At 55.8% G+C, this 13,291-nt stretch carries 12 protein-coding genes; all 12 read left to right on the forward strand.

All coding sequences use genetic code 11. From position 1 onward, the window contains the following. Positions 1–1,326, forward strand: a complete 1,326-nt coding sequence (gene traO, locus SB719_RS16475) for a conjugal transfer protein TraO (RefSeq protein WP_412159445.1) — start codon at positions 1–3, stop codon at positions 1,324–1,326. Further along, positions 1,319–2,092: a conjugal transfer protein TraP gene (traP, locus tag SB719_RS16480; RefSeq protein WP_412159446.1), complete on the forward strand. Its 774-nt coding sequence runs from the start codon at positions 1,319–1,321 to the stop codon at positions 2,090–2,092. Before traO ends, traP begins: the two co-directional genes overlap by 8 nt. Before the next feature lie 8 nt (positions 2,093–2,100). Then, a complete protein-coding gene (gene traQ / locus SB719_RS16485; protein ID WP_412159447.1) occupies positions 2,101–2,640 on the forward strand; it encodes a conjugal transfer protein TraQ in 540 nt (179 codons plus the stop codon). A 75-nt stretch (positions 2,641–2,715) separates the two neighbouring features. Further along, the gene (locus tag SB719_RS16490; RefSeq protein ID WP_412159448.1) at positions 2,716–3,102 is read left to right on the forward strand and encodes a DUF6750 family protein; all 387 of its coding nucleotides are present in this window, start codon (positions 2,716–2,718) and stop codon (positions 3,100–3,102) included. Positions 3,103–3,195: 93 nt separating this feature from the next. Further along, complete coding sequence (locus SB719_RS16495) at positions 3,196–3,813, forward strand: conjugal transfer protein (protein WP_412159449.1); 618 nt, start codon at positions 3,196–3,198, stop codon at positions 3,811–3,813. Continuing rightward, positions 3,785–6,838, forward strand: a complete 3,054-nt coding sequence (locus tag SB719_RS16500) for an ATP-binding protein (RefSeq protein WP_412159450.1) — start codon at positions 3,785–3,787, stop codon at positions 6,836–6,838. The genes SB719_RS16495 and SB719_RS16500 overlap by 29 nt, the downstream gene beginning before the upstream one ends. Before the next feature lie 15 nt (positions 6,839–6,853). Next, the gene (gene traW / locus SB719_RS16505) at positions 6,854–8,074 is read left to right on the forward strand and encodes a conjugal transfer protein TraW (RefSeq protein ID WP_412159451.1); all 1,221 of its coding nucleotides are present in this window, start codon (positions 6,854–6,856) and stop codon (positions 8,072–8,074) included. A gap of 92 nt (positions 8,075–8,166) precedes the next feature. Beyond that, positions 8,167–8,745 (forward strand): conjugal transfer protein TraX, encoded by a 579-nt coding sequence (traX, locus tag SB719_RS16510; protein WP_412159452.1) that lies wholly within the window; start codon positions 8,167–8,169, stop codon positions 8,743–8,745. Positions 8,746–8,799: 54 nt separating this feature from the next. Continuing rightward, on the forward strand, positions 8,800–9,003 hold the full coding sequence (locus SB719_RS16515) for an Hha/YmoA family nucleoid-associated regulatory protein (RefSeq protein ID WP_412159453.1): 204 nt from the start codon (positions 8,800–8,802) through the stop codon (positions 9,001–9,003). A gap of 85 nt (positions 9,004–9,088) precedes the next feature. Further along, entirely contained in the window at positions 9,089–11,224 is a 2,136-nt protein-coding gene (locus SB719_RS16520) for a DotA/TraY family protein (RefSeq protein ID WP_412159454.1), read from the forward strand. Positions 11,225–11,290: 66 nt separating this feature from the next. Further along, positions 11,291–11,959, forward strand: a complete 669-nt coding sequence (excA, locus tag SB719_RS16525; RefSeq protein WP_412159455.1) for a plasmid IncI1-type surface exclusion protein ExcA — start codon at positions 11,291–11,293, stop codon at positions 11,957–11,959. Positions 11,960–12,066: 107 nt separating this feature from the next. Further along, positions 12,067–13,284, forward strand: a complete 1,218-nt coding sequence (locus SB719_RS16530; protein WP_412159456.1) for a conjugal transfer protein — start codon at positions 12,067–12,069, stop codon at positions 13,282–13,284. The last annotated feature ends 7 nt before the right edge of the window (positions 13,285–13,291 follow it).

Consider the following 13,291-nt stretch of genomic DNA (forward strand, 5'->3'; position numbering starts at 1 on the left):
ATGAGCGATCAGAGTGAAACCGGCGGACGCAGCGTCCGCCTGATGATGATGATGGTGGCAGGCGGGCTCTTCGCGCTGATAGGCGGTGGCTACCTTCTCTGGACGTGGCTTGCGGCTCCGCCGCCGGCACCATCCAGCATTAATATGAACAACCTCGGCTCAACGACGCAAAAGAATGCTGAGGAGCAGCAGGCCTATCGCGATCTGATCCGTGAAAATAACTCACGGGGCGCGCACCTGGCCTCTGGCAGCAATCAGACCTTTATCGCCAGCGTACCGCTTGAACAGGATGTCATTAAACCTGAAGAAGAGAAGAAGCCGCCGGCGACAGATAAAACTACCGGGGCGCCGCCGCCTCAAAATAACAGAGGCGGCCGGACGCAGGAGCAGATGAAAGCGATTGCTGAAGCCCGGCAGAAAGGGCTCACCACGCTGCTGAGTGCCATGCAGAAGAAGCCTGAAAACGCTGATCTGCCTGCAGCACAGCTGCTGGGAGGTAAGGACGGGGGCTGGAGCGCCTGGCGCGATTCATTGCCTGGCAGTGAAATGCAGCTGGCCGCCGCGCGCAGCCGGCAGGAGACGCTTAATGCTGTGCCCCCTTCAGTCGTGGTCGCCCCTTACTGGCGCGGGCCGGGAGAAATCTGCACCGGGGTGAATTCAGACAACGGCGCGACGCCAGTGCTTGGATGTATCAGAACCGGGCCGTATGCGGGTGCAGTGCTCAAGGCGCCCGAAGGCGGCAAGCTTTCAGGCGATGGCGTCATCATTCACTTTACGACGATGACGCTACGCGGACAGGCTTACAAAATTGATGCCTACGGTCTGGATGATAAAACGCTCGTGGCCAATATTGCCTCCGACGTCGATCATCATTACGGACGCCGTATCTTACTGCCTGCCCTTCTCAAGGGAATAGGCGCTACCGGTGAGCTTTATGCTCAGTCAAATACGCAGGTGCTGAGCAACGGATTTAACAGTGTTACCGCGCGACCCTCTGCGCCAGATGGTTCTGCAGTCGCAGGCGTCATCGTGGGTGGCACAGCCGAACAGGCTGCCAACGTGCTGACCAGTGATGCAGCCCGGATGCCGGATCGCACAGTTACAGTAAATCACGGTGCAATTGTCGCCATTCAGTTTATGAGCGGCGTTTACAGCACCGACGCTGAGGAGCTGCCTGGCAGTCCTTCTGCATCCGTAAACAGAAATACAGCACCCCAGGCTGGCTGGCACAGTAACCCGGCTCCGACTGCAGCAGAACTGCGCGAGGAAACGCAGGCACGCATCCGCAGCGCCCGGCAGAGAAACACAGGAGATATCCGTGAGTGAATTTCAGACAGTACCGGCCAGTGATACCCCGGCCGCCAGGGAGACGCCCCCGTTGCTCAAAAAAGAAAGCCTGCTGACGCGGCCCTTATTCTTCGGACAATCTCTGCCCTGGCTTGCCGGCGGCGCACTGGTGCTGGGCATTACAGCCTGGTACCTGTTCTGGCCCGCCACATCCGCACCTGACCCCGGCCAGCTCGCATTTGGTAGCGATGCCGGTTTCAGTGAGATGCAGCCGGCAACTGCACCGCCGGCAATCAGCGAAGTGCAGCCGGCAGCGATATCGCCTGCAGCTGTGCCGCAAACCGGAGGCCTCAGCCTGCCGGCAGAGAGCGTCAGCGGTACCGCCAGCATGGTGCCGGACGAAGTGGTGAAAATCATCCGCGACGGGCAGGCTTTTGAAGCAGCGAACAGGGAGGCCATAACCCGCCTGTCGGAAACTGTGCGGGCGCAGAGTGCTGCGCTTGCCAGCCTGAATCAGCGCCTTGACAGTATGGCGTCAGAGAACAGCCGTCAGTTGAATCAGCTGACCGCGCTGAATTCCCGTCAGGCATCGTCTGCCGGCGGCCACGTCTCAGCAGGTAAAGGCGTTAAACGTTCAGCGCTTTCAGGCATGAAACTTGAAAGCGTGCAGGATGGCATGGCGTGGGTCAGCTGGCAGGGCCGGACGTGGGCCGTTCAGTCTGGCGACACGCTTGGCAGCGTTACTGTCCGTGACATAAACGCGTCAGAAAGAAGCGTGATAACCAGCGCCGGCATACTGCGCTAAGGAGATATATGGGTGGTTCAGTAGACGGTATCACGATGCTGTCTAACCTGGCCTCCGGGCTGCAGAGTGCCGGTATCCGGCTTGCGCTGACGCTAAGTGTCTTTCTGGGGGTTGCGGGTATTGCAGGATACCTTGCCCGGCAGTCATGGCTTGCCCGTAAGGCTCCCGGACAGGTAGCCAGCGGCGGTAATGCCGTCGGTATGATCCTCCTTGCCGCCTGCCTGGTCGGTCTGGAGCAGATTATTAAGGCTGGCGCAAGGCAGCTCGGCTGGGAGGCATCATTTGATGCTATCCGTTACGTGGACACCGGCACGTTCGGGCAGGGCGCAGTGGCAGCTAACGCCATACTGACGCTGCTGCGTATGTTCGGAGTGTGGTTCGTTATGGCTGGCATCATGCTATGGCGACGTTCAAAAAAGGATGGTCATACCGGCCTGACAGCTGGAAATGACGTCAGCTCGGGCACCATAAAGTTTGCTATCGGGATCTGTTTCGTCTGCAGCCCCTATCTGCTCGATGCTATTCAGAAATCAATCGGTCTGCATTAAAAGCAGGCCCTGACTCTCGCGTCCTTCACGGACGAATTCAAAGGCCTTTCGGCCATATTCTTAAGGAAAAAAATCATGATTAACCGTCTTTTCAGCGCGGTGTACGCGCGCGGCCTGATGCTGTCTGAAAATCTTCGCCGGTATGCCTTTCGCGGGCTAAGCGCCTGGCTTGCCTTTATCTCACCGATGGCCATGGCTGACGGGGATTTAGCCGACATAGCTAACAGCATCTCTGAAGGTGCTACGAGCGGCACGAAAAGTGCGCTGAACATAGCCACCTTTATTGGTGTTATCGGCATTATTGGGACCATTACGGCGCTTAAGTCGATGAAAAATAACCCGCAGGTGAAGCCGTGGATGATTGCCCTCGGCTTCATGGGCAGCCTGCTGTTAATCGCTGTTCCCCAGATAATCAGCCGTGGTCAGAAGCAGATGGGTATGACGCCGGTATCTGTAGGTTAAAGCGCCGAACCGTTCATGGGTCAGCCAGCGAAAGCCGGCTGACCGTACAACTGCTGTTCTGTTTTTTGACCGCCATCTTTTCAGGAGTACTCAATGACTGCTCATCACGCGCCGGCATCAGGGCTGCTTCAACTATTGCCGGACATCAGCGGTGAGGACACCCCACCGCTACCTGTTGGCGTTGCTTCCGGTCGTACCTGCTGTGGCTGCACAACCCGTCCGCAGCGGTTGTGGAAAGGGCGTCCTGAAGATGCAGTGCTGTGTACGCTCTGCTGGCTGACCCTGAATCTGGACAGTCCTACTGCTGCGCACGGGCATCTGGCCTGGCTGCCGGATGCGCCGGCCGCCGACATTATCAATCTTGAGCGCCGCGCGCTTATCGGGTTGCGAAGCGAGAGTAAAAGCCTGCGTAAAGAATCCCGAAGAGTCTGGAACTGGCTTTTTCGCCACACGCGTGAAGTTGAAAAAATGTGGAAGACCTCCCGCGCCGGCGAGTTTGCCGCCGCGATGCGGCAGCTACCTCCCGACAGGCGGACAGTCATGCAGCAGCGTCTGGAAGGCTGCGTGCTGATCCTGCCGCCTGACATGCTGGACGACCTTACCCTGCTTCTCCCGCTGGGCCGTACCGCCGAAAACGCGGTCAGCACCCCGGCATGGACTACTTATATCCGGAGTGATCTGTATGCCAAACCGCTTCATCAGCTGGATTGAAGAAGTGATCACCGCCGTGACGCGCTTTGCCGTGTCACGCGATTTGCCCGATTATTGTGACCTTGAGACCGTTATCAGGCTGACGGATGACGATCGCATCCGGCATCCGGAGCTCAGCGCGCCTTATATCATGGTTACCGATCGCGGCGACTACGTTACCGTGTTTGAAGTTGCCGGCAGCTATCGTGAGTCCGATGAATCGCTGCCCGCTGAACATCTTGACTCATGGGAAGGGCGGCTTGAACGCATGACAGAGACGCTGACGTCTCTGTATCGTCATCCCGGCCAAAAAATCAGTATCGTGCATGAATGCGATCCGGCCGGCGGCAAAGATGAAGTCCGGCGGCTTCTCGCCCCTCAGTATCGGTCGCTTAAGCGAACCGGCCTCAACCTATCGTATCTGCTGGACGAGCAGGCAAATACTCTGGCGCCGTGGGTTAACCGGGAGCGCACCTGGCTTGTCTGCTATACCGGCCGGGGCGTACTGTCCGGGCATGAACTACGCGATGAAAACGCCCGCCTGAAAATCCTGATGGATGAGAGCCCGCCTGCGGCGCTTGGACAAAATCCGGTAACAGCGCATCTTGCCGGTCAGAAAATTCGTCATGACGCCTTTCTTTCGCAGGCTGAGCGGGCGTTTGGGGATGCAGGAAAAGGCGTACTGCTGAGACGTATGGACGCTCATGAAGCCGGGCATGTGCTGCGTGCGCAGACCGATCCTGAAGGCACTGGCGAACACTGGCAGCCGCTGCTGCCGGACGATCGCGTTGTACCTCATGGTGTGCGTCAGGGTGAAGACATCACTCCATTGCTTGCGCCATGGCTGAAGATGCAGGTTATGGGGGCAGGCGTTCAGGAAATACGCGATAACCTGCTCAGAATCAATGGCGTCTGGCACGGAACAATTGCCGTTAATCTCGGACCTCAGAACCCGCAGAGCTTTGCGCATCTGCGTGAACTTATTCCGCGCAGCGTGCCGTTTCGTATTCGTCAGGATCTGATGCCCGGTGGTATGCGTCGTCTGGCAGGTAAGCAGACCGTGCTGGGCTTTACCGAATGGGTGCCGGGGCTGAAAGCTATCAGCGAATCCGTAAACCAGCTTGCTGAGCGCGAACACACTGAGCCTGTCTGCGTTATGACGATCACTGCCTGCACCTGGGGGAAAACGCCGGAAGAAGTTACGCGCAATCTGACTCTTTTTGGTCAGGCGCTGGATTCATGGGGAGTGTGCGGCGTTACGCAAACTTTCGGCGATCCGGTCAGAGCCTGGGTGGCCACACTTACGGCTTCGTCGGCGTCACCCGGTCCCTGCCTCATGTATCCGCCTCTCTCTGAGGCGCTGAACCTGATGCCGCTGACGCGCCCGGCCTCGCCCTGGAATGAAGACGGGGATGCGCTGTATCAGACGCCGGATGGAAAAATTACGCCGGTCGGTCTCGCCTCTTCAAAGCAGACAAAAATGACCACGATTGTTGCCGGTGAGTCCGGCGGCGGAAAGTCAGTGCTCATCAACCGTATGACACTGATTCTGGCTGCGCGCGCTCAGCAGCAGCTTCCGTTCTATGTCGGTATTGATAAAGGCTTCAGCTCGCTGGGCGCTATTTCTATGCTCAGGGCCGCACTGGCGCCCGATCGTCAGGACGAGGTGCTGAGCATTATCCTGCGTAACGAGCCGGAGTATTGCCGCAACCTGTTAGATATTCAGCTGGGACTGACTGCACCACTGAGCTACGAAGCCGAGTTTATGGAAAACATCCTGACTGCGCTTTGTATTGATCCCTCAACCGGCACGCCGCCGAACAGCCGCGATACGCCAGGCATCATCAGACGCCTGATCAAAGAGGCATTTGATATAGCGCGCGAGCAGCCCCGGCGGTATGAGCCCGGACTGGTTGCCGAAGTTGATGCTGCGCTTGAGGCGGCAGAGATATGGCAGAAACATCCGGAATATGAGCAGGAATGTACCTGGTATGAAGTCCGCGATCTTTTGCAGGAGGCCGGTAAGACTGAAGCTGCGCAGCGCGCGCAGTTTCAGGCTGTTCCTGAACTCTCTGATATGGCTCCGCTGCTGGGCAGCAACGATTTCAAAAGTAACTTTGGCACAGTCCGTCGTGACGGAAGCGATGAGCTGCTGATTAATTACATGGCCCGGTGCTTTGCTGATGCCTGCGGGCAGTACCGGATGTTTGCCGGGCGGACCCGCTTCATGATCAGTCCGCGCGCGCGCGTAATCACGGTGGATTTGCAGTACGTAGCGGGCGGTAAGTCAAAATCGGGGCATCTGCAGACCGGCATCATGTATCTGTTTGCCGGCCATATTGGCGGCGGCGATTTTGTGTTGCCGCAGTACCAGGATGAGCTGTTCAGTGCATTACATCGACGTTGGCATTCATTGCACCGCGCCCGCGTGGAGCAGCTGGATCAGGAAGTCAAAACCCGGCAGTACGACGAGCTGCATAACGCGAAAGACGCGCCGTTTATTTTCCCGATGCTGGAAACCGCCGATCGTGAACAGCGTAAGTTTGGCGTGCGTACCGTTCTGTCTTCGCAGTATTTCCGTGATATGCCCGAAGCGCTGCGCCAGTCAGCTAACTCGGTGTACATGGTGGCGGTGGACCCCGAGGATCGCGTAGCGCTGAAAGCGCGTTTTCAGATCCCGGACGTCACACTGGACCGGTTCATCCGGATGGGGAGTGGCCCCTCTGCTGATGGGAGCGGCGTGCCGTTCCTCGGTGTTTTTCGTATCAAAGGCGGCAGCACCATCGCGCACATTATGAAAAATACAATCGGTCCGCAGGAGCTGTGGGGACACAGCACCACACCGGAGGATATGTCATTACGTAGGATGATTGAAAAAGACGTTGGTGCCGAAACGGCACGTCGCATTCTTGGCGGCTCCTTCCCGACCGGTTCAGCTGCAAAGGTAATTGAGCATCGTCGTCGCGTAGCGGGTGAGGCGCAGGGCGAGAGCGTGATTCGTACGCTGGCAGATGAACTTATCAGTAAGCAGGGTTACAACCTCTGAGTCAGGAGAGACTTGATGAAGACACACAAACGGTGGCCGGCAGGTCGCACGTTGCTTGCTGCATGCGTGCTGACGGCCATGGCACCGAAAGCAATGGCCTATCCGGCTGAAGTAATGTCGAGCGTGCCGGTAGAGCAGATTATCGCACCTCAGCTGAAAACGATGCAGGCCACGCTCGATGAGATCCTGTCTGCTGAAACGGAAACCGGTACGGCTGTAGTGCAGTCAGGCGACAAAATCACGACGGCCATTACCGAAGCTGCACGCACGCAACGTGAGGCAGATAATTTTAACCGTCAGGCAGACCGGCTGGAAAAAGCCCGTACCGCTTATACCGTACCCGACAGTATCTGTACGGAATCGGCATCAGGCTCAGCAGCGCAGGTCAGCCAGGCAACCCGCTCAGCAGCATCGAAACTTGCGGGCGGGAGTGGCGTTTCAAATCGGGTGGTGCGGGATACGCTGGCAAGTCTTCCCGTTGCTCCCCGGCAGGGAGGCTACCGCAGCGCGCTGGTACATGCGAACTACTGCACCAAAGAGGAAGCCGCGCTATACGGCGGCACAAGCCTGTGCCCCGGAGTTTCTTCGCTTCCGGGAGGCGATACTGAAGTACGCTCGCTGTACGACGGAGCCGGAGAGCGGGGTAAAGATCCGGAACTGACGTTTACGCAGGCGCAGACTGATGCGGCAATGGCTTACGTGAATAATTCAGCGAAGCTTGATGCAGGCCGCGCGCCGGGTAAAGGCGAAATTCAGACTGCAACCGGGCAGGAATATCAGGGCCTGCTGACGCAGTACAACGCGATGCAGAGCGCAGCGATGCAGCCACAGCTCGACATGGTGGCGGCGAGCCAGCCGCAGGATGCAACGCGAGAAGCGCTGACTGAGGCGAGACAGGCGCCGTCAGCAGATGCTTATTTTCAGCAGACCGCCTCTGACCAGGCGAAGCAAACCGGCGCCATGAGTGAACGTGAGTTTGAAGCCTTTGAGGTAGGGCGCCGCTATGCCAATACCGAGTGGGTTAAGGATCTGCAGGGTATGGATGGCGATAACCTGCTGCGTGAGATGGCGCGTCAGCAAAGTCTCGCAAACTGGCTGGCCATGGGGATCAAGAATGAGTTGCGGCAGGCCAATATCATCAGTGGCCAGCAGCTCGCACTGGCGGCAAAAGAACAGTATGCACCGCAGCTGCAGGCGCAGTCAGCTCAGCTCAGCGCGGGCGTAACCACCAAATAGTCCTGACAGAGATGATGGCAGCGCACGGATAATCCGGGGTGCTGCATCGCGTTTCCTGAAGTCAGGTTTCAATACCGGTAAGGAAAGATGATATGACCGATCAGAAACAGACAGCGCCAACCCCGGAGGTTAAAAAAGCGCGCTTTACAACGAAGCGTGCCGGCTGGATTGCCCTGAATTTCTTTACGCCGGCGGCAGAAATTAAAAATATGGCAAGATATACCGGCAACAGCGCTTCCCGTCTCTGGGAGCGTCTGCGGGTAGTGACGTCAGGGCACAAGGCAGGCGATTATCGCCCGGCAGACTGGTCACAGGCTGTAGCAGATTGCGGGCTTTCCGCTGAAATGCTGGCGCGTAATTTTCGTATTAACCGCTGGTTATGGTGGTCCCTGATGTGGCTGACCTGTCTGCCTGCAGTTGGCATGCTGGCCATGTGTCTGCTGGTTGCGGCCAGCGGCGGGATTAGCGGTACAGGGTGGCTTCGTATTGGCTGCGTATTTCTGGTACTTTTCATGATGTCAGCAACCAGCTTTGTTCAGGCGCTGGCAGCAAGCTACCGGCTCTGGCAGCTTGCTGAAAAGCGGGTTTCAGCGTCAGAAAAGGGCAGTTTTAAAGACTATCTGAGTGAGTCGCGCTGGTGCCGCCAGGTGCTGAGCGCCGGACTGTTCTGAGGCTGCAGTAATCTGCTAATCACCCGCCACCGCACATTAACCAAGGATGAAATAATGACCCGTACTGAATGGCTGATGAAATTTCGCCGCTGCAGCTCACCTGACACGCTGGAAAAGATATTTGATCACCTGAGCTATAACGGTGACCCTAAAGAATGTGATGCGATGACGCAGGCGTATGATCATCGTAAGGCTGAGCTGGTCAGCGGCAAACTTTTTGACCGCGTGCCAAAGCACGTATGGCGCTACGTAACATAATCACTCTGACAAGACGCATCTCCGCCGCCCTGCCGGCATCGATACCCTTCTGAATCGGTCAGTATCCCTGACCTACAGGTAAATCATGAAGCTACTGAAAAAAATTCAGGCGGCAGCATTGCTGTGCGCTGCTTCCTGCCCGACGCTTGCCGCCGGCGTGGACTATCAGACCATTAGCGACGCGGCGCAGAAATCGGGCGATCTCTCCCGGCAGGCGCTCGTGATGATATTTGGTGACGTCGTGCTGACTCCTTTCCAGCCCGGCCAGCCAACGCTTATCGGCTCGCTGTTTGCGCTGCTGAACGGCGTACTGTGCTCTGTGGCGCTGGCGTGGTTTTTGATCGTTACGCTTAAAACCCTTTTCAAGGGCGGGCAGGACGGCAAAGTATTCAGCGCAGGGCGCTCAATGCTACATCCGGTTATGAGTTTCGCAGGTTTTATCACGCTGATCCCCACCGCATCTGGCTGGTCGCTTTCGCAGCTTACAATGCTGTGGGCCGCCTCCACGATGGGCATCGGAGGCGCAAACCTGCTGACGGATAAGGCAGCAGATATGATAAGCAGCGGAATGTCGCTGGTCGTGCAGCCTGCCGCGCCGCCAACCCGCTCGGCTGCCCGTGCTGTGTTTGAAATGAACCTGTGCAAATACGCTACAAACCGTGAACTTACCGGGCTTTATCAGGACGGACAGGCCAGAACGGCTCTGATGCAGACGACGGGAAGCAACGGTAATTATTCTACCGGCAATGGCAGCGCAATTTGTGGTACAGCCCGTATTCCTGAACCGGCTAAAGGCGTGATGGAAAGCATGTTTGGCTCCTCAGTGAATACTGATAGCGTGACAGACGCCGAACGAACTGCGCTGGACACAATGCAGTCTACCCTGGACGCAGCGGCACAGGCCTACGTGGATGCATACCTCAGCCGGCGTGATCGTGACACGGGTAGTATGGCTGATGCAGAAACCACTATTCAGCGAGCCGCAGCGGCGTATGAAACCACGGTCAACAACGCGCTGAATAAGCTCAACTACAAAGATGCGCTTCAGGGACAGCTTACCTCTCAGCTTAAGACTTACGGCTGGATATCCCTGGGTGCGTGGTACAACACTTTCGCCACGGCAAACAGTAAAACTAATTCAGTCGCGAATGCAGCGCCAGTGACCTCAGGAGCCAGTTTGCACGGTGAAACGGGTACGGGGGATTTGTATCAGCAGGTCATCACCGCTTATCACTCGCAGACGCAGAACAGCCCTTACACACCTCCATTAGGTACGCAAAGTGCAAAAGATGACAGTTCAGCGGCCAGTAAAACAGATCCAAAAGCTATTTTTGTAGGCTTCCTGCAAAGCCCGGTACAAAGGCTGACAAACTTTTTGGCGACAAGTGCAAAAGGTAATAACTCTGATTTCTCTAATCAGGTAAATCCACTAATAAAAATGCAAACTGTCGGCGATTACACATTAGGCGCAACTGAAATAGCACTTACCGCATATATCAGCGCTTATGGGATTGCTGCTGCTGCGGATCATTCTTTGCTTGGGAAGCTCGGTGAGCTAACGCAGAATCCTGCAGGAACAGCAAAAGATATTCTTGGCATGCTGTCACCTCCATTCTATTTTTTAATGTTGCTGTTATTTGCAATCGGCTTTTCGCTGGCCGTCTTTTTGCCGGCAATTCCATTTCTTTACTGGATGGTCGGAGCGTTTAACTGGATTGTCAGTGTTATGGTCGGGTGTGCTGCGGGCCCGATGTGGTCCGCCACGCATCTTGGTGCGGAAGAAGATAAAGGGAGTCGCAGCGCTTACGGCTATATTTTCCTGATTGATATGATGCTCAGGCCTTCTCTTATGGTGTTAGGCTTCTTTTTTGCGTCAATAGCAGTAATGGCTGGCGGGACATTACTGAATTTATTGTTCGGTACGGCGATTGCTAATGCTAATGCTGATTCCATTATGGGAATTGTTAAATTAGTAGGATGGCTCATGATGTATGCGCGCATTGCTACTTTTGGCGTCTCCCGTGTATTCGGGCTACAGGCAACACTTGCAGATTACGTCATCACTTTCTTAGGCGGCGCAGGTATGGCGGGCGTCATGGGCGGTATGGTAGATGACGTCAAAGGAATGTTTGCTGCAGCAGGCAGCGGATCACGTCAGACCCCTGGATTAAAGAGCATGCCTAATCGTCAGGCTCCGATATCTGAAGACGGAATTAAATAATTATACCTGGATTCTTATATATTTAGGGGTATAATTTAATCAGGGTAAATCTGGCAGGAGGATGCCATGAATAAGAATGTTAGATGTGGAAACGATGTTAGCCTGATCTGGTTATTAATCCGGTCAGCTTACTATCGGGTTTTTCTGCCATGTGCGATTTTTTTTGCGGCAATTACTTTATTTGTCGTTTTTAGCACTTCTGCTGAAAGCTATTTATATACGTCAGACTATTTTCTGCTGGCTATGCTCTGGATGTTTATCATATTGCCTTTGAGTTTCCGTTATATCAGCATTAAAGCAAGGGATAAGAAGCTGCATAAAATATCCAGCCTGCTTAAAAGCGATTCACGGTTCAGTCCACAGGCGAATCATGAAATATTCAGTGCGTCTAAAGGGAAGTATCTTGGTATAGATACAAAGCGCGGAACTATTCTGTATGTTCATATGCTTAAAAAAGGCGTCATTGACGTAGTCGGCCTGAACATGGGCGCATGGACTAACGTAGAGCTTGAGGGAAGCGCGCTCCGCATTTATATCCTGGACCCTGACTTGCCAATGCTGAGCATTACAGCACCGCCTGCAGTCGTTAGTAACCTCTATAATACTCTGGGTGCAATGAGCCATAAGGCTTACAGTGAACCCTGTCCTGATGAACCGTGGCCTCTTCATGTTGCCCGGCAGAGCAAGTTCATCGAGTTTGAGCATAAAGTCATGGTGCCGCAGGCCGTTGCCTGATCCCTTCCCGACACTCTGATGCTGTTCCCCTGACACCGGCCCCGAGCCGGTGTTTTCTTTTCTGCAGTCAGGCGGAGCTTTCGCCTACTCAATCCGGAAATGCCTTCATGTACTCTCAGAATCCTAACGCTGCCGGCAGTCACGAGCAGGCGGCGATAGCCGTTACCTTTTTGATGGCTGCAGTGCTGTGCTGGCTCTTTTTCAGCGATTTTGTTCGCTGGAGTTGCTGGGTACTTTACTGGCTCTGGCGCCTCTCTGATTTTCCCTCGATTCACCGTTACGCTGCAGAACGCATCAATCTGCTGGCCGCTACCGGAAACAACGCGGAATTCATTGAACCCGGTGAATGGCGGGATGTGATGAACCACACCGCCGGCATCCTCTTTGTGCCGCTTCTTCCCCTTCTTACTGTTACAGGCTGGTTGCTGGCCCGTCATCCCGGGCTGGGGCTTCGCAGTCGCAGAACCGTCAATATTCATTCTCTGCCTCGCATCATGATGACGTTTGCGCCATCAGTCATTCCGGCTATGGCCGCCGGCAAAAAAGACGGATTACTGAATGACAGTACGCCGCAGCAGGCATGGGCGGAGGCACCGGAAGAGTTTGCTGAAAAACACGGTTTAATTAGGCGCCGTGTTCTCGATCGTGAGGCAGCACGAGCGTTGTTTGATGCACAGACCGGCCCGGCTATCACTTCCCCGGCTCACTGGCAGCCGCATGAACGCGCCTTGCTGACGGTTTTCGGGCTGCAGGTATTTGCCGGCGATCGCAAAGCAGCTTCCGCACTGCTTGATGCACTGAATCAGTCCTGCATGACAAAGCGTGTGTTAAGGGGCCCTGTTTTTCGCAGCACCCCAGACTGGCGCATAGCAGAGCGTCATGTTGAACGTGTTCTGACGAGCCCGGGCGTCAATGAGTGGATGGCCACTCACGGTACTGTCCGGTCGGCCCTGACAGGCTTGTATGGCCGTGACCTGCACCTGCCGCCGGCAAGATTTCGCTGGCTGAAGGGCTGCGATCGCACGCTCTGGTACGGGCTGCACACGGCAGACACTGCCAAAGTATTTGTTGAAGGCGCGGGCGTAATCGCGCAGGCGCGCGCTGAAGTGAAAGCGGCAAGAATGAAGCTGCCGCGCCCGCCGCTGATGACGGACGAGGCTATAAACGGCCTGCAGCTGGAACTTGAAGCGCTGGATCTCGTGTATCCCCGCTCTCAGCGACAGCCCCGGCAAAAGCGCGAACGGGAATCAGTGTTTCCTGACTCCCTTTATATGCCCGGACAGGGCGACGACGAACTTTCTGACAGCGCCGGCGCGCTGATATAAGGACATA

It is taken from the genome of Pantoea sp. SIMBA_079, from assembly GCF_046940275.1.
In the GTDB taxonomy this organism is placed as follows: domain Bacteria; phylum Pseudomonadota; class Gammaproteobacteria; order Enterobacterales; family Enterobacteriaceae; genus Pantoea; species Pantoea borealis.

Coding starts and splice junctions, on each gene's coding strand:
- traO (WP_412159445.1), top strand. CDS start 1: ATGAGCGATCAGAGTGAAACCGGCGGACGCAGCGTCCGCCTGATGATG.
- traQ (WP_412159447.1), top strand. CDS start 2,101: ATGGGTGGTTCAGTAGACGGTATCACGATGCTGTCTAACCTGGCCTCC.
- SB719_RS16490 (WP_412159448.1), top strand. CDS start 2,716: ATGATTAACCGTCTTTTCAGCGCGGTGTACGCGCGCGGCCTGATGCTG.
- SB719_RS16495 (WP_412159449.1), top strand. CDS start 3,196: ATGACTGCTCATCACGCGCCGGCATCAGGGCTGCTTCAACTATTGCCG.
- SB719_RS16500 (WP_412159450.1), top strand. CDS start 3,785: ATGCCAAACCGCTTCATCAGCTGGATTGAAGAAGTGATCACCGCCGTG.
- traW (WP_412159451.1), top strand. CDS start 6,854: ATGAAGACACACAAACGGTGGCCGGCAGGTCGCACGTTGCTTGCTGCA.
- traX (WP_412159452.1), top strand. CDS start 8,167: ATGACCGATCAGAAACAGACAGCGCCAACCCCGGAGGTTAAAAAAGCG.
- SB719_RS16515 (WP_412159453.1), top strand. CDS start 8,800: ATGACCCGTACTGAATGGCTGATGAAATTTCGCCGCTGCAGCTCACCT.
- SB719_RS16520 (WP_412159454.1), top strand. CDS start 9,089: ATGAAGCTACTGAAAAAAATTCAGGCGGCAGCATTGCTGTGCGCTGCT.
- excA (WP_412159455.1), top strand. CDS start 11,291: ATGAATAAGAATGTTAGATGTGGAAACGATGTTAGCCTGATCTGGTTA.
- SB719_RS16530 (WP_412159456.1), top strand. CDS start 12,067: ATGTACTCTCAGAATCCTAACGCTGCCGGCAGTCACGAGCAGGCGGCG.